Source organism: Actinosynnema sp. NPDC059335, from assembly GCF_042752395.1.
In the GTDB taxonomy this organism is placed as follows: Bacteria; Actinomycetota; Actinomycetes; order Mycobacteriales; family Pseudonocardiaceae; genus Actinosynnema.
The window spans coordinates 1-19,017 of record NZ_JBHYXZ010000064.1; the positions used below are offsets into that span (position 1 = coordinate 1).

Genomic DNA, 19,017 nt, shown 5'->3' on the forward strand with positions numbered 1-19,017 from the left:
TGGAGTACCTGGGCCGGTCGGACGACCAGGTGAAGATCCGCGGGTTCCGGATCGAGTTGGGCGAGGTCGAGGCGGTGCTGGCGCGGCACCCCGCCGTGCGGCAGGTGGCGGTCGTCGCGCGGGACGACGGCCCGGCCGGGAAGTGGCTGGTCGCGTACGTCGTCGGCGAGGCCGAGGCCGATGAGCTGCGCTCGTTCGCGGCGGGGTTCCTGCCCGACCACATGGTGCCGGCGGCGTTCGTGCGGCTGGACGCCGTGCCGATCACCGCGAACGGCAAGCTGGACCGGGCGGCGCTGCCCGCGCCCGACTCCCGCCGTGCCGCGTCCGGACGCGCGCCCCGCACCCCGGCCGAGCGCACCCTCGCCCGCCTGTTCGCCGAGGTGCTCGGCCTGGACGCGGTCGGCGTGGCGGACAACTTCTTCGCCCTCGGCGGCGACAGCATCATCTCGATCCAGTTGGTGAGCCGGGCCCGTCAGGCGGGGTGGGGCATCACGCCGCGGGCCGTGTTCGAGCACAAGACCGTCGAGGCGGTCGCCGCCGTCGCCGTCCCGCTCGACGCGGACGCCGACCAGGCCCCGGACGTCGGCGTCGGCGACCTGCCCGCCACGCCGATCATGCGGTGGCTGGCCGAGCGGGGCGGTTCGGCGGACCGGTTCGCCCAGTGGGTGCTGCTCCGGGTGCCGGCCGACCTGGGCCTGGACCGCATCACCGCCGCCGTGCAGGCCGTGGTCGACCACCACGACGCGTTGCGCCTGGTCGTGCGCCCCGGCCACGACCCGGTCGTGCCACCGCCCGGCGCGGTCGACGCGCGCGAACGGGTGCGGCGGGTGGATCTCCCGGCCACCGACGACGTGGCCGCCGCCGTGCAGGCGGAACTGCACGCCGCGCAGGACCGGCTGGCACCGGCCCGGGGCGCGGTGGTCGAGGTCGTGTGGTTCGACGCCGGCCCCGGCCGTTCGGGACGGGTGCTGCTGGTCGTGCACCACCTCGCGGTCGACGGCGTGTCGTGGCGGATCCTGCTGCCCGACCTGGCCGCCGCGTGGCGGGCCGGCGCGCCCCTCGAACCGGTCCGCACGTCGTTGCGCCGGTGGGCCGAGGAGCTGGTCGCGCAGTCCCGGTCCGACGCCCGGGTCGCCGAGCTGCCGCGGTGGACCGAGGTGCTGCGCGACCCCGGCCCCGCGCTGGCCGCCCGTCCGCTGGACCCGGCCCGGGACCGCGCGGACCGGGTGCGGTCGGTGTCGGTGGAGGTGCTGGCCGAGGTCACCGGGGCGCTGCTGGGCGAGGTGCCGGCGCTGTTCCACGCGGGGATCGACGACGTGCTGCTGACCGGGCTGGCGATCGCCGTGCGGCGGTGGCGCGGACCCGGCCCGGTGGTCGTGGACCTGGAGGGGCACGGCCGCGAAGACCTCGGGCTGGACGTGTCGCGCACGGTCGGGTGGTTCACCACGCTGCACCCGGTGCGGCTGGACGTCGGCGACGCCGGCCCCGGCGAGGCGCTGAAACGCGTGAAGGAGCAGGTGCGCGCCCTCCCCGACCACGGCCTCGGCTTCGGCCTGCTGCGCCACCTGAACCCCGCGACCGCCGGGGTGCTGGCCGAATCGGGCACGCCGGAGGTCGCGTTCAACTACCTCGGCCGCGCGGGCGCGCCGGACACCGGCGACTGGTCGCTCGCCCCGGAAGCGGCCACCGTGACCCCGGCCGCCCCGGACCTGCCCGCCGCCCACGCGCTGACCGTCGACGCCGCCGTGCACGACGGCGTGCTGCGGGCGAGCTGGTCGTGGCCCGGGGAGCTGTTCGCCGAGGCGGACGTCCGCGCGCTGGCCGACGCCTGGGCCGACGCCCTGACCGGCCTGGTCGAGCACGCCCGCGAGCCCGGCGCCGGCGGCTTCACGCCGTCCGACCTGCCCCTGGTGGCGCTGAGCCAGGACCAGATCACGCGGATCGAGCGGCAGTGGCCCGGGGTCGAGGACGTCCTGCCGCTGTCCCCGTTGCAGGAAGGGCTGCTCTTCCACGCCCTGTACGACGAACAGGGGCTCGACGTGTACCTCGTGCAGCTGCACGTGGACCTCGAAGGCGCGTTGGACGTCGGCGCGCTGCGCGCGGCGGCGGGCGCGCTGGTGCGGCGGCACGCCAACCTGCGCACCGCGTTCGCCCACGACGGCCTCGACCGGCCCGTGCAGGTGGTGCTGCGCGACGTGGACCCGCTCTGGGACGAGCACGACCTGTCCGACCTGGACGCCGCCGACCGCGACGACGAACTGGCCTGGCTGACCGACACCGACCGCGTGCGCCGCTTCGACACCGCCCGCGCCCCCCTGATCCGCTTCACCCTGATCCGCCTGGGCGACAACCGCTTCCGGTTCGTCGTCACCAACCACCACCTGGTCCTCGACGGCTGGTCCAGCCCGCTCGTCGCGCGGGAGCTGTTCGCCCTCTACCTGACCGCCGGCGACGACCACGCCCTGCCCCGCGTGCCCCCGTACCGCGACTACCTCGCGTGGGTGTCCGACCAGGACCGCGACGAGGCGCGTCGGCACTGGCGCGAAGCCCTCGCCGGCCTCGACGGCCCGACCCTGCTCGACCTCCCCGACCCCGCCCGACCACCCGTCGTCCCCGAGGAAGTCGCCCACGTCCTGCCCGACCATCTCGCCACCCGCCTGACCACCCTGGCCCGCGCCCGCGGCGTCACGATGAACACCCTGGTCCAAGCCGCCTGGGCCATCGTGCTCGGCCGCCTCACCGGCCGCGACGACGTGGTGCTCGGCATCACCGTCTCCGGCCGCCCCGCCGACCTGCCCGGCGTCGAGTCGATGATCGGCCTGTTCATCAACACCCTCCCCGCCCGCGTCCGGCTCGACCCGACGCGGCCGCTCGGCGACCTGCTCGACCGGCTCCAGAAGCAGCAGTCCGCGCTCGCCCCCTACCACTACCTGGGCCTGACCGAGATCCAACAGGCCACCGGCCTGGGCGAGCTGTTCGACACCGACCTGGTGTTCGAGAACTACCCGCTCGGCCCCGACACCGGCTGGGACGTGGGCCACGACCTGCGCTTCGTGGACGTGCGGATGCAGGACGCCACACACTACCCCATGAGCCTGCTCGTGATCCCGCACGAGGAGCTGCGCCTGCGCCTCGGCTACCGCCCGGACCTCTTCGACGCCGACGACGCCCACCGCGTGCTCGGACGCCTGGTCCGGGTGCTCGAAGCGATGGCCACCGACCTCTCGACCCCGGTCGCCCGCGTGGACGTGCTCGACCCGGCCGAGCGCGAGCAGGTCCTGACCGGGAACCTGATCCCCGCAGCGGCCTCGTGGCCGGCTTCGACCGATCCGGCCATCCCGCTCTATCCCGATGGTCCCGTACGCCCCGACCTCGCAAGCCCTGACCCCGTACGCCCCGACCTCGCAAGCCCTGACCTCGCAAGCCCTGACCCCGCACGCCCCGACCCCGCAAGCGCCGCGAGCCCCGCAAGGCCAGACGCCGCACGCCCCGCGAGTCCCGGTCCCGCACGCCCCGCAGGCCCCGCGAGTCCCGATCCGGCACGCCCCGCGAGCCATGCGCCTGTGCCCGCGCGTCCCGCCCATGCCGCGCGTCCCGGCCACCCCGCCCACCGCACGGCTGCCACACCTCCCGCCACTCCCGCCGATCCCGAGGGCACGGGTTGGTTGCCGGCCTCGTTGTTTCAACCGACGTTCGACACCGTCCAAAACGGCGTTACGTTTGATGGCCGCATCCAAGTTCACCCGATCGGGCACGAGCTGGAGGCACGGGCCAACCAACTCGCCCGGCACCTGGTCGAGCTGGGCGTCGGACCGGAACAGCTGGTCGCACTGGTGCTCCCGCCCTCCGACCACCGCACGATCGCAACCCTGGCGGTGCTCAAGGCGGGCGGCGCGTACGTGCCCGTGGACCCCGAGCGCCCCGTCGACTGGATCGCGGCCGTGTTCGACGAGACCCAGCCGCTCCTCGCACTGACCACCACCGCCGGCGCGATCGCGGTGCCCGGTCACGTCGAGCACGTGCTCGAACTGGACGACCTCACCCTAATCCACCACCCCGACACCGACCTGACCGACGCCGACCGCCTCGCGCCGCTCTCCCCGCACAACACGGCGGTGATCGCCTACACGACGGATTCGCTCCACGCCCCGGACGGCCTCGTCGCGGACCACGCATCCCTGCGCACACCCCGAGCGCGCGCCTACGTGCTCGACCACACCCTGACCCCGGTCCCACCCGGCGTGGTGGGCGACCTCTACACGTCCGCCCACGCCCGCGGCTACCTCGACCGCCCCGTCCTCACCGCCACCCGCCTCGTCGCCGACCCGTTCGGCCCGCCCGGCAGCCGCCTGCACCGCACCGGCGAACTCGCCCGGTGGACCCGTGACGGCACCCTCGTCCGCCTCGGCCGGGCCGAGGACCAGCTGACGATCCGCGGGTTCCGCCTCGACCCGACCCGCGTCGAGTCCGCCCTCGCCTCCCACCCCGCCGTCGCGCACGCCGCCGTCGCCACCCGGCGCGGACCGGGCGACGAACGCCTCGTCGCCTACGTCGTGCCGGCCGGGGACCGCGGGCCGACGCTGGTGGAGCTGCGCCAGTACGTCGCGAGCCTCCTCCCGGACCCGCTGATCCCCACCGCGCTGGTCACCCTCGACCACCTGCCGTCGACACCGGGCGGCCGGCTCGACCGGTCGGCCCTGCCCGCGCCGACCACACAGGACGGCGACGCGCGCCGCCACCCGTGGACGCCCCGGGAACGCATCCTGTGCGACCTGTTCGCCGAGGTCCTGGGCCTGCCCGAGGTCCTCGTGGACGAGTCGTTCTTCGACCTGGGCGGCTACTCGCTGCTCGGCACCCGCCTGGTGGCCCGGATCGGCGCGACGCTCGGCCGCGAGCTGTCCGTCCGCGACCTGTTCGCCAACCCCACCGTGGCGGACCTGGCCAGGCGGTTCGACCAGGACGACCCCGCCGACGACGAAGGGCTGCGGGTGATCCTGCCCCTGCACCCGGCGGGCGACGCGCCGATCGTGTTCTGCGTGCACCCCGGCGGCGGCCTGAGCTGGTGCTACGCGGGCCTGGTCGGCAAGCTCGGCCGGCACGCCCGCCTCTACGGCATCCAGGCGCGCGGCCTGGCCGAGGCGACCGCGCTCCCGGCCGACACCGACGAGATGGTGGCCGAGTACGTGGCGCACCTGCGGTCCGTGCAGCCCACCGGGCCGTACCGGCTGGTCGGCTGGTCGTTTGGCGGCAAGATCGCGCACCGGCTCGCGGTCGAGTTGCAGCGGCAGGGCGAGCGGGTGGACCTGCTCGCGATCCTGGACAACTACCCGCACCGGGAGCCGCCCGCCGAGCCGAGGCCCGCGGAGCAGGACGTGCTGCGCGCCATCCTGGAGAGCCTCGGCCGGCCGGCCGGGACCACCGGGGACCTCGACCGCGCCGAGGTCGAGGAGCTGGTCCTGCGGCACGGCGGCCGCGTGGCGGGCGTCGACCGGGACCGGATCTCCGCCTTCGTGGACGTCTACCTGAACAACTGGGCGTTCGCGCAGGAGGTGACGCGCGGCGTGTTCCGCGGCGACCTGCTGTTCTTCACGGCCGTGCGCGACCGGCCGGAGGGCCTGCCCACGTTCGAGGCGTGGCGACCGCACGTGGACGGCGTCGTGACCAACCACGACATCGCCTGCGCGCACGACGAAATGATGAACCCGGGACCGCTGGCGGAGATCGGCACGATCCTCGCCGACGCCCTGTCCCGGACCGACCGGAACCAGTGAGGGGAAACACCGATGTCCAACCCGTTCGACAGCGACGACCGGCCGTTCTACGTCCTGGTCAACGACGAGGGCCAGCACTCGCTGTGGCCCACCTTCGCCGAGGTGCCGGCGGGGTGGACCGTCGTGTTCGGCGAGGCCGACAAGCAGGCGTGCCTGGACTACGTCGAGACGCACTGGACCGACATGCGGCCCAAGAGCCTGATCGAAGCGATGGAGCGGTAGTGGGCGCGGGAGCCGCGGCCGCCGACCACGAGTTCCGACTGGCCGACGCCGACGCCCGCGACGTGGCGCGGGTCGCGGACCGGGTGACGGCCGGCGGCCCCGCCGTGGACGACCGGGCGTGGGTCGCGCGGGCCAGGGACGCCTGGGACGACCTGCCCGCCGGGCTGCGGCGTCGGCTCCGCGGCTTCCGCCGCGACTCCGGCGCGGCCGGGGCGCTGGTGGTGCGCGGCCTCCCGGTGGGCGCGCCGCCGGACACGCCGTCGGCCGGCGACTCGGTCCAGCGGCACGCGAGCGCACCGGCCGCGGTCCTGGTCATGGCGGCGTGCGGGCTCGGCGACCCGGTCGCGTTCGCGCCGGAGAAGTCCGGGGCGCTCGTGCAGGACGTCGTGCCGGTGCCGGGCCGGGAGGAGGTGCAGGGCAACGCGGGCTCGGTCGAGCTGACGATGCACAGCGAGAACGCGTTCCACGAGCACCGCCCCGACTTCGTCGCGCTGCTGTGCGTGCGACCCGACCACGAGCGGGTCGCGTGCCTGCGCGTCGCCTCGGTCCGGGAGGCGCTGCCGCGCCTGTCCGCGGCCGCCCGCGACGCGTTGGCCCGGCCCGACTTCCACACCGCGCCGCCGCCGTCGTTCGGCGCGGGCGGCGCGGCGCGGCGGCATGCCGTGCTGACCGGGGATCCCGCCGACCCCGACCTGAGGGTGGACTTCGCCGCCACCACCGGCCTGACCGCGTCGGGCCGCGACGCCCTGGGCGAGCTGGCGGACGCCCTCGCGTCCACCGCCCGCGACCTGCGGTTGCTGGCCGGTGACCTGGCCGTCGTGGACAACCGCGTCGCCGTGCACGGGCGCACCGCGTTCCGGCCCCGCTACGACGGCCGCGACCGGTGGCTGCAACGCACCTTCGCCGTCGCCGACCTGCGGCGGTCCCGAGTCGCGCGCCCGCGCGACGGGTACGTGCTGTCCGCCTGAGGGGGAGGGTCTTCCGTGTACGACCTCATCGTGATCGGCGGGCGCTGCGCGGGCGCGTCGACCGCGCTGCTCGCCGCCCGCGCCGGACGCCGCGTCCTGGTGCTCGACCGCGCCCGGATGCCCGCCGACACCGTGTCCACGCACCTCGTGCACCAGCCCGGCGTCGCGCTCCTCGCCCGGTGGGGCGTCCTGGACGCGGCGCTGGCCGGCGGCTGCCCGCCGATCGTGGAGAGCGGCTACCACGTCGCCGACGTGCACCTGCGTGGCGCGTCACGACCGAGCGACGGGCAGCAGGCCGCGTACGCGCCCCGCCGCACCGTGCTCGACGCGGCCCTGGCCGACGCCGCGGTCGCGGCCGGCGCGGAGTTCCGAGACCAGGCCACCGCCGTCGCCCTGCTGTCCGACGACGACGGCGTGCTCGGCGTGCGGTACCGGACGGCCGACGGCCGGGTGCACGAGGCGCGTGGCCGGCTCGTTGTCGGCGCGGACGGCATGCGGTCCGCGGTCGCGCGCTTCACCGGCGCGCCGACGGTGGTCGAGGACCCCACGCTGACCTGCGTCTACTACGCGTACTGGCGGGGCCTGCCCCCGCGGTTCGAGCTGTTCGAGGCGGCCGGCCGGTTCGCCGGGACGGTGCCGACCGACGACGGCCTGTCGGTGGTGTCGGTGTACTTCCCGCAGGCCGAGTTCGAAGCCGTCCGCCGCGACGCGCGCCGGACCTACGCCGAGAACGTCGCCCGGCTGGTGCCCGCGCTGCGCGACGCGACCGCCGACGACGACCGGTTCGGCAAGCTCTACGCCGTCGGCGACCAGCGCAACTTCGTCCGCCAAGGCCACGGGCCGGGCTGGGTGCTGCTCGGCGACGCCTGGCACCACAAGGACTCCATCACCGCGCGGGGCATCACCGACGCGTTCCGGCAGGCGGACCTGTTCGCCGCACGGGTCGTGCCGCACCTGGACGACCCGACGGCGCTGCGGGACGCCCTCGCCGCCTACGACGTCGAGCGCCGCGACCAGGTGTTGGAGTCCTACCGCAACACCCTGTCCGTCGCCCGCCTCGACGTGCAGGACGAGCGGATCAGGCTGCTGCGGTTCATCGAACGCGACCCGCGCCTGGTGGAGGGCTACTTCTCGGTCGTGTCCGGCGTGCTCCCGGTCGGGGAGCTGTACTCGCCGGACCTGCTGGCCGGGGCCGCGCGGGACGGCTGAACCGCTCCCGGCACGGGGGCCGGGCGACCGGAATCGGGAAACAGGGGAGGAACGGATGACCGCGACGGAACCGGACGTCATCGGCACGCGCTACCACCGCGACGGGTGGGTCGTCCTGGACGAGGGTATCGGCGAGGACACCGTGCGCGACCTGCGCGCGTCGGTGGACCGCATCAGCGCGATGGTCCGCGACGAGGTGGTGCACGAGGAGGACGGCCGCGCGGTCCGGGCCCTGCACGGCTGCCACCGGTTCGACGACGTGTGCGCGGCGCTGGTCCGCCACCCGCGGCTCGTGGACCTGGCCGAGGCGCTGGTCGGTGAGCGCGTCTACGTCTACCAGTTCAAGATCAACGTGAAGAACCCGCAGGTCGGGCGGCAGTGGCCGTGGCACCAGGACTTCGCGTTCTGGTCCGTCGAGGACGGCATGCCCGCGCCGGACGCGGTCAACGTCGCGATCAACCTGGACGACGTGCACGAGGGCAACGGCCCGCTGACCGTGCTGTCCGGGTCGCACCGGCTCGGCGTCGTGCGGCCGGCCGGCGCGGCGGAGCCGGTGGCGGGCGGCGACTGGCGCGGGCACGTGTCGGCCGACCTCACGCACGGCGTGCCGGGGGAGCTGGCGGCCGACCTGGCCCGCCACCACGCCCCGGCGCGCCTGCTGGGACCGGCCGGGACGATCTCGGCGTTCCACCCGAACGTCGTGCACTCGTCCTCGGACAACCGGTCCGAGGACCGGCGGACCGTGGTGTTCGTCACGTACAACTCCGTCCGCAACACGCCACGCCACGTGACCAGGCCGGAGTTTCTGGTGGACCGCGACACGACCCCGGTCGGGCGGTGAGCCCGCGGTCCGATGTGGACCGCGGTGTTGCGGCCGACCAGCGGCTGTGCCCACGCGGGTCGTGGGTCATCATGTCGCCGTGACTCATGCCGACTCGCCCACACCCGGGCTCACCACAGAACCGCACGGCAAGGCCGTGGTCGTCCGCGTGACCGGGGACATCGACATGTCCAACAGCGACACCCTGCGCGAACACTGCCTGGAGCTGCTCGACGCCGGGACGACCGGCCTGGTGCTCGACTTCTCCGGCGTCTCGTTCTTCGCCTCGTCGGGCATCGCCGCCCTCGGCCACATCCGCACCCACAACGCCGAGCTGGGCCGCCGCCCCGTCCACGTCGTGGCGAGCCGCCAGGTCCGCCGCTCGCTGGAGCTGGTCGCGCTGGACAAGCTGCTGCCGTTGCACGACGCGCTGGAGGACGCGCTCGCCGCCGTCGAGGCCGACGCCTCCTAGGCAGCCGGACCGGGGGCCGGACCGGGTGGCCGGACCCGGTCCGGTCCGGCCACCGTCAGCGCGCCACCGTCAGCGCGCCCGCGTCAGGTCTCGGGCGAGGGCGGTGAAGTTGGCCGCGGCCGGGGAACGGCCCCGCACCGGCAGCGCGATCGCCAGGTCCACCAGCCGGACCGCCGGCCGCAACGCCAGGAACGCGACGTCCGGCCGGGGCTGCGCGGCCGACGAGCCGGGCACGATGCTCACCCCGCACCCGGCCGCGACCAGCCCGACGATGGTCGGCATCTGCACCGCCTCCTGCGCCACCCGCGGGGTGAAGCCGCCGCGCCGGCACAGGGCCGTGATCTCGTCGTGCAGGCCCGGCCCGAGGTGGCGCGGGAACAGCACGAACGGCTCGCCGGCCAGGGAGCGCACGTCCACCCGCCGCCGACCGGCCAGCCGGTGGTCGTTCGGCACCACCGCCACCAGCGGCTCCCGCGACACCGGCACCAGCTCCAGGTCGTCGGCCGGACCGGGCAGCGGCGGGCGCAGCAGGCCGACGTCCAGCTCCGCCGTGCGCAACCGCTCCACCTGCGACATCGTCGGCAGCACGGTGAACGACAGGGCGACCGCCGGGTACCGCGCCCGGAACGCCCGGATGATCGTCGGCAACGGGTGCAGCACCGACGAGCCCACCATGCCGATCGCCAGCGAACCCTCCTCGCCCCGGCCCGCCGCCCGCGCCCGGCGCGTCGCGGCGTCCACCGTGGACAACGCGGTCCGCGCGTCCGCGACGAACGCCTCGCCCGCCCCCGTGATCCGCACGTTGCGGGTGTCGCGGTCGAACAGCACCACCCCCAGTTCGGCCTCCAACGCCTTCAGGGCCTGGCTCAACTGCGGCTGCCCGACGCCCAGCGCGGCGGCGGCCCGGCCGAAGTGCAGGTGGTCGGCGACCGCGACGGCCGCGCGCAGGTGCTTGAGTTCCATGTCCGTCCCGAATCAATGGCCGCTGATCCAGTGCACAATCAGATCAGGCGGCCCGTCCGGCGGCACCCTGGCCACATGCTGAAGACGATCCTCACGCTCGCCCTGGCCGCGTCGGTCACCCACGCGCCGCCGCCTTCCGGGCAGGTGGTGCGCAAGGACTGGAAGGTGCGCGGCGAGGCGGGCGACCTCGCCGTCCGGGAGGTGCGGCTCGACCGGGGCGCACGCGGCCGGCCGGTCCTGCTCCTGCACGGCGCGCGCGTGCCCGGCGTCGCGTCGTTCGACCTGCCCGTGCCGGGCGGCTCGCTGGCGGCGGACCTCGCGCGCCGGGGCTTCCGGGTGTTCGTCCTCGACGCGCGGGGCTACGGCGGGTCCGACCGGCCGCCCGCGCTCGACGCGCCGCCGTCCGCCAACCCGCCCGCCGTCACCGGCGACGAGGTGGTGCGGGACATCGCGTCGGTGGTCGACCGGCTGCGCGCGACGACCCGCCACGACCGCGTCGACCTCGTCGGCTGGGCGACCGGCGGGCACTGGGCGGGCTGGTACGCGAGCGAGCACCCGGACCGGGTCGAGCACCTGGTCCTCTACAACAGCCTCTACGGCGCGGTCGACGGCCACCCGACCCTGGGGCGCGGCTCGGACCTCGAAGACCCGGACCGGCCGGGCCACTTCGACGACGCGCGGCACGGCGCGTACCGGATCGCGACCGGGCCGGGCCTGCTCGCCGGCTGGGACGCGAGCATCCCGTGGGACGACAAGGACCGGTGGCGCGACCCCCGCGTGGCGGCGGCGTACGTCGAACACGCGCTGGCGAGCGACCCGACCTCGGCCGACCGCGAGCCGCCGGGCTTCCGCGCGCCGACCGGCGCGCTGGAGGACAGCTTCCGGCTCGCGATCGGCGAACGGCTGTGGGACGCGCGCCGGATCACCGCCCGGACCCTGGTCGTGCGGGCCGAGCACGACTTCTGGTCACGTGCGGAGGACGTGCCGACGCTGGTCGCGGACCTGGGCCGGGCGCAGGACGTGCGGGCGGTCCGCCTGGCCGGCGCGACCCACTGGGCCCACCTCGACCGCCCCGCCCACGGCCGCGACCGACTGCTCCGCGAACTGACCACCTGGCTCTCGTGAGTCGAACGCGGGGAGTGGGTCAGGCTCCGCGTTCGGACGCGAGCCACGCGTGCCGTGCGGCGGGCAGGCTGACGGCCACCTCCCGCGCCTCGGCGACCACCTCGTAGTAGACGTTCTCGTACCGGGCCGCCATCAGCTCGACGTCGAACCGGCCCGACGCCTCGGCGCGGCACCGGTCGGGCGACAGCTCCTCCACCCGGCGCAGGGCGTCGACCATCGCCGCGTCGTCGTCGCACACGAACCCGGTCTCGCCGTGCGCGACCACCTCCGGCACGGACCCGCGCCGCGACGCCACGACCGGCGTGCCGCACGCCATGGCCTCCACCATCACCAGGCCGAACGGCTCGTCCCACCGGATCGGGAACAGCAGGCACCGGGCGGCCGTCAGCAGCTCCAGCTTCCCGTCCCGGTCGACCTCGCCGAGCCACTCGACGTCCGGGCCGAGCAGCGGCTCGACCTCCCGGTGGAAGTAGTCGTGCTCCTCCGGCTCACGGCACTTCGCCGCGATCCGCAGCCGCACCCCGGCCGCGCGCGCGGCGAGGATCGCCTCCGGGATCCCCTTGTACGGCGCGGCCCGCCCCAGGAACAACGCGAAGTCCTCCTTCTCCCGCCGGAACGGGAACCGGTCGACGGGGACCGCGTTGTGCACGGTGCCGGCCCAGTCCAGGTCGGCCGCCTGCGCGCGCTGCGCGTCCGACACGGCCACCAGCCGCACGCTGCCGTTGAGGTTCCGGTAGTAACGACCCGTCTCACCGGTCACCGGCCGGTGCGCCGTCACCACGGTCGGCTCCGGGCGGCCGCGGGCCAGCAGCGGTCCCGCCAGGCTGTGGTCGTGCACCACGTCCACGTCCAGCTCGGCCAGGATCGCGGGCAACGCGGTCGCGTGCACGACCTCCGGCAGGCTCTCGCCCATCCGCTCCGGCTCGGGCGGGACCGCCGTCGTCCGGAAGTCGGCCGCCGTGCCGTTGCGGCCCACGCCGACGAGGACCACGTGGTTGCCCCGCGCCACCAACCGGTCCACCAGGTCGGCGCACATGGCCTCGATGCCGCCGTAACCCGCCGGCGGCAACTCGAACCACGGCGGTGCGATCATCGCGATGCGCAACGGTTTCACCGCCATCGACCTCCGTTCAGCTCGGGGTGCGGCGCGACCGGGGCCCGGATCAGCTCGACGTCGTCGGGCAGACCGGTGATCCGCACGTCGTCCCCGTCGATCTCCAACGACACCCGGACGCCCATCATCGGCACGCCGTCGAGGGCGAGCGGCTCGAACGCCTCGGGCAGCACCGGCGCCAACCACACCTTGCGGTGCGGCGCGTACGGCTCGATCCGCAGCAGCACGCGCAGCAGGTGCACCGGCGTGGCCGACGCCCACGCCTGCGGCGAGCACGACGTGGGGTAGGGGATCGGGTCCGGGTACTCGGCCCGGTCGAACCCGCACAGCAACTCGGGCAGCCGGCCGCCGAACGCCTCGGCCGCGTCCAGGACCGCGGTGGCGACCCGCCGCGCGTGCTCCACGAACCCGTACCGCATGAGCCCGTGCACGACGAGCGCGTTGTCGTGCGGCCACACCGACCCGTTGTGGTAGCTCATCGGGTTGTACGCGCCCATGGCCGAGGACAGCGTCCGCACGCCCCACCCGGTGAACATGTCGGGACCCAGCAACGCGTCCGCGACCCGTTCCGCCTTGTCGTCGGCCACGATGCCGCTCCACAGGCAGTGGCCGATGTTCGAGGTGAGCGCGTCCACCGGCCTCTTGTCGCCGTCCAGGGCGATCGCGTAGTGGCCGCGGTCGGGCAGCCAGAAGCTCTCGTCGAACCGCGCCTTGAGCCGCGCCGCGCGCTCACGCCAGTACCGCGCGCCCTCGCGGTCCCCGAAGTCCTCGCACAGGCACGACCGCGCCAGGTAGGCGGCGTGCACGTACCCCTGCACCTCGCACAACGCGATCGGGCCCTCCGCGATCCGGCCGTCGGCGAAGTTCACCCCGTCCCACGAGTCCTTCCAGCCCTGGTTGACCAGGCCGCGCGGGGTCGCCCGCCGGTACTCCACGAACCCGTCGCCGTCCCGGTCGCCGTACTCGTCGATCCACGCCAGCGCGCGGTCGACGTGCGGGATCATCGCCGCCACCTGGTCGCGGTCGATGCCCCACCGCGTCAACTCGCCCAGCAGCACCACGAACAACGGGGTGGCGTCCGCGGTGCCGTAGTAGACGTTGCCGCCGCCCAGCGCCAGCGACGCGTCCGGGCCGAACCGCATCTCGTGCAGGATCCGCCCCGGCTCCTCCTCGCTGTCCGGGTCGACCCGCGTGCCCTGGTGGTGGGCCAGCGTCCGGACCGTGCCGAGCGCCAGGTTCGGGTCGATGGGCAGCGACATCAGCGAGGCCAGGATGGAGTCGCGGCCGAACAAGGTCATGAACCAGGGCGCGCCGGCCGCCACCGCGGTGTCGGACGGCCGGTCCGGGTCGAAGATCCGCAGCGCCCCCAGGTCCTGCCGGCTGCGCTGGAGCGTCGCGGCCAGCGACGGCTTGCCCGTGTACCTCAGCACCGGGGCCTCCCGGCGCCACCGGCGGGCGCGCACCACCGGCACGGACTCCTCGATCGGGCGCTCGCGCGGGAACATCGACTCGGTCGCGTGGCCGTCCCGCACCGGCTCCACCGTCACGCGGGTCGACCACGCTTCCTTCGGCGGGATAACGATCCGGAACGTGAGCGCGCACGGCGAGTAGTCCGCGCCGTCGGCCCGGACCCGCACGCCCTGGTTCCGGCCGTCCCACCACCGGGTGATGCGCAACTCCTCCGGCTCCACGTCGCACTCCTGCCGCCCGCGCTGGCGGACCCGGCCCTCCTTGACCTCGAACAGGTCGGCGAAGTCCGCCTCGACGTGCACCGTGACGACGTGCGCGACGGCCTCCCGGCCGAAGTTGCGCAGCGTGATGTCCTCGCGCATGCCCTCGCCCACGTACCGCTCGCGGCGCACGAGCAGGGTGCTCTCGGCGTCGTGGGACCGGGACCGGCCGCGCCCGACGAACGTCATCCGGAACGGGTCGCGGGTGACGGTGGTGATGTGCTCGACGCTCCCGCCGTCCACCCGCAGCGACCACCCGGACACGATCCTGGTGTCCTGGAAGAACACGCCCTGCGCGGCGGCCCCGTCGATGTTGCCGTCACTGCCGCAGACGCAGAACGACGTTCCGTGGACCAGGGTCACGGTTTCGGGCGACAACGCGACGGGCGCGCCGTCGTAGGCCCAACCACCCTCGGTCATCGCGGCCTCCTCCGCCGGGTGTCGCTGCCGCCGTTCGGGTCCACCACGGGTGCCACCGGCCCCGGTCGGCAAACAACACCCATCCCACCGGGGGACGTCGGCCTCGCGGCGGCCCACGGCGTGCATGTCCCTTGTGGACACGGGTAGTCCCCGGCCATGCGCGCTCTCACGCTCGACCCCGGGAAAACCGGTTCGCTGCGGGTCGCCGACCTGCCCGAGCCCGAGCCCCGGGAGGGCGAGCTGCTCGTGGAAGGGCTGGCCGTCGGCGTGTGCGGCACCGACAAGGAGATCGCCGACGGCGAGTACGGCTGGGCGCCGCCCGGACGGGATCGGCTGGTACTGGGCCACGAATCGCTCGGCCGGGTGAAATCCGCCCCCGGGCCGAGTGGTTTCTCCCCGGGAGACCTCGTGGTGGGGGTCGTGCGCCGACCCGATCCGGTGCCCTGCGGCGCGTGCGCGCACGGCGAGTTCGACAACTGCCGCAACGGCCGGTACACCGAGCGCGGCATCAAGGAGCTGGACGGGTACGCGGCCGAGCTGTGGTGCGTGGAGGCCGCCTACGCGGTGGCGCTGGACCCCCGGTTGGAACGGGTCGGCGTGCTGCTGGAACCGGCCTCCGTGGTCGCCAAGGCGTGGGAGCAGGTCCGCCGGATCGGGGAGCGCGCGTGGTACGAGCCGGAACGCGTGCTGGTGACCGGCGCCGGGCCGATCGGGCTGCTGGCCGCGATGATGGGCGCGCAGCAGGGCTTGGACGTGCACGTGCTCGACCGGGTGGACGGAGGCCCCAAACCGCTGCTGGCGCGGCGGCTGGGCGCGACCTACCACCACCGCGACGCCGAGGAGGTAGCGGCCGAGCTGCGGCCCGACGTGGTGATCGAGGCGACCGGCGTGGGCAGCGTCGTCTTCGGCGCGATCCGCCACACCGCGCCGTTCGGCGTCGTCTGCCTGACCGGCCTCTCCTCGGGCGACCTGGCCGTGGAGGTCGACGTCGCCGGCGCGAACCGGGCGATGGTGCTGGAGAACGACGTGGTGGTCGGCTCGGTGAACGCCAACCTGCGCCACTACCGGCAGGCCGCCGACGCCCTGGCGAAGGCCGACCCGGACTGGCTCGACGGCCTGATCACCCGCCGCGTGCCGCTGGAGCGGTTCGCCGACGCGTTCGCGCCCCGGCCGGACGACGTCAAGGTCGCCATCACGATGGCCGGGTGACCTCGGACGAGTGGTGCCGCGGCGTTGGTCGGCTGTCGCCCGGGATCGCCCGGCTTGGCCGGTGGCGGGCGCAGAGTTGCCCGGCTTGGCCGGTGGCCGACGCGCGGGCCGTGCGGCGTGGCGGTGGCCCGCTGTGGACGCCATCCGGCGTGGCGTGGCTCAGGCGAGGGTCGCCACGGCGTAGGCGGCGGCTTCGGCGAGCAGCGCCTGGTCGTAACCGGCGTCCGCGGTGGCCTTGCTGGACATGGCCGCGATCACCAGCGGCGCGGCGTCCGGCGGCCACACCACCGCGATGTCGTTGACCGTGCCGTAGTCGCCGGTCCCGGTCTTGTCGGCCACCCTCCACCCCTGCGGGACACCGGCCCGGACCCGTCGCGTGCCGGCCTGGGTGGCGTTGCGCTCCAGCAGGTCGCGCAGGAAGTCGCGCTTCTCCGGCGGCAACGCGTCCCCGAGCACGATCCGCCGGTAGTCCGAGCCGATCGCCCGGGGCGAGGTCGTGTCGCGGGGGTCGTCGGGGACGGCCGAGGTGAGGTGCGGCTCGACCCGGTCCGCCCTCGTGACGGTGTCTCCGAGCGTGCGCGTGTACGCCGTCAGCCCCTCCGGACCGCCGAGTTCGCGGAGCAGCAGGTTGCCCGCCGTGCCGTCGCTGTGGCGCACCGCCGCGTCGCACACCTGGCGGATCGTCATGCCCGTGCCCACGTGCTGCCGGGTGATCACGGAACTCTTCATCAGGTCGCCCTCGGCGTAGGTGACGACCGTGTCCAGGTAGGACAGGGGATTGCGGTGCAGCACCGCTGCCGCCGCGAGCCCCTTGAACGTCGAGCAGAACGCGAACCGCTCGTCGGCACGGTGCGCGATCGTCGCGCCGGTGCCCGTGGCCACCGCGTACAACCCGAGCCGTGCGTCGTACTTCCGCTCCAGCTCCACCAGCGCCTCGTGCCGCTTCACCGCGGCAGAGGTCGTCGTCGGAGTCGTGGGAGTCGTCGGGGGAGCGGATTCGGGGGAGCGCGCGGACGGTGCCGGCTCCGAGGCGCAGCCCGTCAGGGGCAGCAGTGCCGCCGCTCCCAGCAACGCGCGGCGGCTGATCGACCGGTGTGACGTCAAGATCTTCCCCTCCCGTCGGTCCTGTCGCCCAGGTTGACAGCCGGTCGCGATGCCGTCCAAGACGGGAACGCCGTCATCCATGCCGATCCCGCATAGAATCGCCGCCCGTGGACCTGGTCGAAGCGTGCAAGGCGTTCGTGGCCGTCAGCGGGCACGGCAGCTTCACGGTCGGGGCCGCCGCGGCGCGGATACCGCAATCCGTCGCCAGCAGGCGCGTCGCGGCGTTGGAGGAGCACTTCGGGGCCAGGCTGTTCACCCGCACCTCGCGCAGCGTGACGCTGACGCCGTTCGGCCGGGAGATGCTGCCGTCGGCGCGGCGGCTGGTCGACCTCGCCGAGGCGATGGCGCACGACGCCGAACGCGCCAGGCTGCGGCCGTTCCGACTGGCCGTGCCCGCGGTCTGCGCACCGCGCCCGCTGGCCCGGCTGGTCGCCGACGCCCGCCGCCACGACCTGGACCTCGACCCGCACCCCGCTGGGCCCGGCGAGCGCGCGGACCTGGTGCGCGCCCAGGACGTGCGGGCGGCGCTGGTCGCCGTGCCGCCCGACGAGGGCTCCTGGCGGGTGCCGCTGGGGCTCGCCGGTCGGGACGATCCCGGTGCGGCGTCCCTCTACGTGGAGACCCTGCGCGCGGGACGTGCGGAACGGACCGCGCGTCGCCGCCGCGTCTGGCTCCAACCGGAGGACGACGTCCCGCACGTGCGCGACCGCGTCACCCGCCTTCGCGACGCCGTGGGCCTGCAACCGTCCCAGGTCGCCGTGTCGTCCTCGCTCGTCGCCGCCGCGGCCGACGTGCTCGGCTCCTCCGACCTCCTGCTCTGCTCACCCGGCCAGGCGGACGACCTCGGCCTGCACTGGCGACCGGTGGGCGAGCTGGACCTGGCCCGCGGCTACGACATCGCGGCCGGCGTGCGCGAGGACGCCGAACGGGTGCGCGACCTGCCGCACGCCGCGATCGGCCGGTGCCTGGGCGTCCCGGCGGGCGCGGCGTGACGACCAGGGTGCTGCGCGAGGCGCGCGAAGCGCTGGAGGAGGCAGGTCTGCGCGGATCGTTCCTGGTGCGCGACCTCGACACCGGCGAGGAGCTCGACCTGGACGCCGACGTGGAGTACCCGGTCGCGTCGCTGGTCAAGGTGCCGCTCGCGATCGCGACGCTGGAACGCGTGCGGCGGGGCGAACTCGACGCGGCCACCCCGATCGAGGTGTCGCCCGGCCGCCTCACCACGGCGGGGCCGATCGGCCTGCCCAAGTTCCGCCACCCCGCCACCATCGCGGTGGAGGACCTGCTCTACCTGAGCACCGCGATCAGCGACAGCACCGCCGCCGACGCCCTGTTCGCCCTCACCCCGCCCGCCGCCGTCACCGCCGAGCTGCGCCGGCTCGGCCACGACGGCATCACGGTCCGCCACCTCATGCGCGACCTCGTCGACACGCCGGCCGAGCGGTTCACCCCGGCCGAGGGCCACCTGGCCCACTCGCTGGCCATCGCGGCGGGGACCGCGGGCCGCGGCCACCCGGTGACGCAGCTGGACATCAGCCGAGCCAACTCCGGGTCCGCGCGGGCGTTCGCGGACCTGCTGCACGGCCTGTGGCGGCCGACGACGATCCACCCCGCCGTCGCCGCGCGGGTCCGGGAGCTGATGGGCGAGAACGTGGTGCGGCACCGGCTCGCGCCCGACTTCAGCTCCGACGCGTCCCGCTGGTCGTCCAAGACCGGCACGCTGCTCAACCTCCGCCACGAGGTCGGGGTGGTCGAGCACGCCGACGGGCAGGCGTTCGCCGTCGCCGCCCTCACCGAGTCCCGCGTGCCCGCCGTCGTGCAGCCCGGCGCGGAGGCGCTGATGGCCCACGTCGCCCGCACCCTGCGCGACCGGCTGCGGATGCGGTGACC

Annotated in this window: 14 protein-coding genes; 10 read left to right on the forward strand and 4 right to left on the reverse strand. The window is 74.9% G+C overall.

Annotation, left to right across the window (positions count from 1 at the left end):
- Nucleotides 1–29 precede the first annotated feature (29 nt).
- The 6 genes from ACFXGA_RS20750 to ACFXGA_RS20775 all read left to right on the forward strand — a co-directional run bounded on the left by ACFXGA_RS20750 (nt 30) and on the right by ACFXGA_RS20775 (nt 9,462).
- A complete protein-coding gene (locus ACFXGA_RS20750) occupies nt 30–5,771 on the forward strand; it encodes a condensation domain-containing protein (protein ID WP_378090226.1) in 5,742 nt (1,913 codons plus the stop codon).
- Nucleotides 5,772–5,783: 12 nt separating this feature from the next.
- Nucleotides 5,784–5,993, forward strand: a complete 210-nt coding sequence (locus ACFXGA_RS20755; protein ID WP_378090228.1) for an MbtH family protein — start codon at nt 5,784–5,786, stop codon at nt 5,991–5,993.
- Nucleotides 5,993–6,961, forward strand: a complete 969-nt coding sequence (locus ACFXGA_RS20760; protein ID WP_378090230.1) for a TauD/TfdA family dioxygenase — start codon at nt 5,993–5,995, stop codon at nt 6,959–6,961. The genes ACFXGA_RS20755 and ACFXGA_RS20760 overlap by 1 nt, the downstream gene beginning before the upstream one ends.
- Nucleotides 6,962–6,976: 15 nt before the next feature.
- The gene (locus tag ACFXGA_RS20765) at nt 6,977–8,170 is read left to right on the forward strand and encodes an NAD(P)/FAD-dependent oxidoreductase (protein WP_378090232.1); all 1,194 of its coding nucleotides are present in this window, start codon (nt 6,977–6,979) and stop codon (nt 8,168–8,170) included.
- A gap of 55 nt (nt 8,171–8,225) precedes the next feature.
- Nucleotides 8,226–9,011: a phytanoyl-CoA dioxygenase family protein gene (locus ACFXGA_RS20770; protein WP_378090234.1), complete on the forward strand. Its 786-nt coding sequence runs from the start codon at nt 8,226–8,228 to the stop codon at nt 9,009–9,011.
- A 79-nt stretch (nt 9,012–9,090) separates the two neighbouring features.
- The gene (locus ACFXGA_RS20775) at nt 9,091–9,462 is read left to right on the forward strand and encodes an STAS domain-containing protein (protein ID WP_378090236.1); all 372 of its coding nucleotides are present in this window, start codon (nt 9,091–9,093) and stop codon (nt 9,460–9,462) included.
- Nucleotides 9,463–9,531: 69 nt separating this feature from the next.
- Here the strand turns inward: ACFXGA_RS20775 and ACFXGA_RS20780 are convergent, their stop codons facing one another.
- Nucleotides 9,532–10,425, reverse strand: coding sequence for a LysR family transcriptional regulator (locus ACFXGA_RS20780; RefSeq protein WP_378090238.1), 894 nt, complete (start codon nt 10,423–10,425; stop codon nt 9,532–9,534).
- Between the two features lie 75 nt (nt 10,426–10,500).
- Between ACFXGA_RS20780 and ACFXGA_RS20785 the strand changes: the two genes are divergently transcribed.
- The gene (locus ACFXGA_RS20785; RefSeq protein WP_378090240.1) at nt 10,501–11,550 is read left to right on the forward strand and encodes an alpha/beta fold hydrolase; all 1,050 of its coding nucleotides are present in this window, start codon (nt 10,501–10,503) and stop codon (nt 11,548–11,550) included.
- A 19-nt stretch (nt 11,551–11,569) separates the two neighbouring features.
- On the opposite strand, the gene ACFXGA_RS20790 is transcribed toward ACFXGA_RS20785, so the two are convergent.
- Nucleotides 11,570–12,664 carry a glycosyltransferase family 4 protein gene (locus ACFXGA_RS20790; protein WP_378090286.1) on the reverse strand — a complete coding sequence of 365 codons (1,095 nt, stop codon included), beginning with the start codon at nt 12,662–12,664 and terminating at the stop codon, nt 11,570–11,572.
- Nucleotides 12,661–14,814: a glycogen debranching N-terminal domain-containing protein gene (locus ACFXGA_RS20795; RefSeq protein WP_378090242.1), complete on the reverse strand. Its 2,154-nt coding sequence runs from the start codon at nt 14,812–14,814 to the stop codon at nt 12,661–12,663. The genes ACFXGA_RS20790 and ACFXGA_RS20795 overlap by 4 nt, the downstream gene beginning before the upstream one ends.
- Before the next feature lie 156 nt (nt 14,815–14,970).
- Here ACFXGA_RS20795 and ACFXGA_RS20800 point away from each other — a divergent pair, with 156 nt between their 5' ends.
- Complete coding sequence (locus ACFXGA_RS20800; RefSeq protein WP_378090244.1) at nt 14,971–16,023, forward strand: glucose 1-dehydrogenase; 1,053 nt, start codon at nt 14,971–14,973, stop codon at nt 16,021–16,023.
- Nucleotides 16,024–16,182: 159 nt separating this feature from the next.
- On the opposite strand, the gene bla is transcribed toward ACFXGA_RS20800, so the two are convergent.
- Nucleotides 16,183–17,130: a class A beta-lactamase gene (gene bla / locus ACFXGA_RS20805; protein WP_378090288.1), complete on the reverse strand. Its 948-nt coding sequence runs from the start codon at nt 17,128–17,130 to the stop codon at nt 16,183–16,185.
- A 104-nt stretch (nt 17,131–17,234) separates the two neighbouring features.
- Between bla and ACFXGA_RS20810 the strand changes: the two genes are divergently transcribed.
- Both ACFXGA_RS20810 and ACFXGA_RS20815 read left to right on the forward strand, forming a co-directional pair.
- On the forward strand, nt 17,235–18,119 hold the full coding sequence (locus ACFXGA_RS20810) for a LysR family transcriptional regulator (protein ID WP_378090246.1): 885 nt from the start codon (nt 17,235–17,237) through the stop codon (nt 18,117–18,119).
- On the forward strand, nt 18,116–19,015 hold the full coding sequence (locus ACFXGA_RS20815) for a serine hydrolase (protein WP_378090248.1): 900 nt from the start codon (nt 18,116–18,118) through the stop codon (nt 19,013–19,015). The genes ACFXGA_RS20810 and ACFXGA_RS20815 overlap by 4 nt, the downstream gene beginning before the upstream one ends.
- The last annotated feature ends 2 nt before the right edge of the window (nt 19,016–19,017 follow it).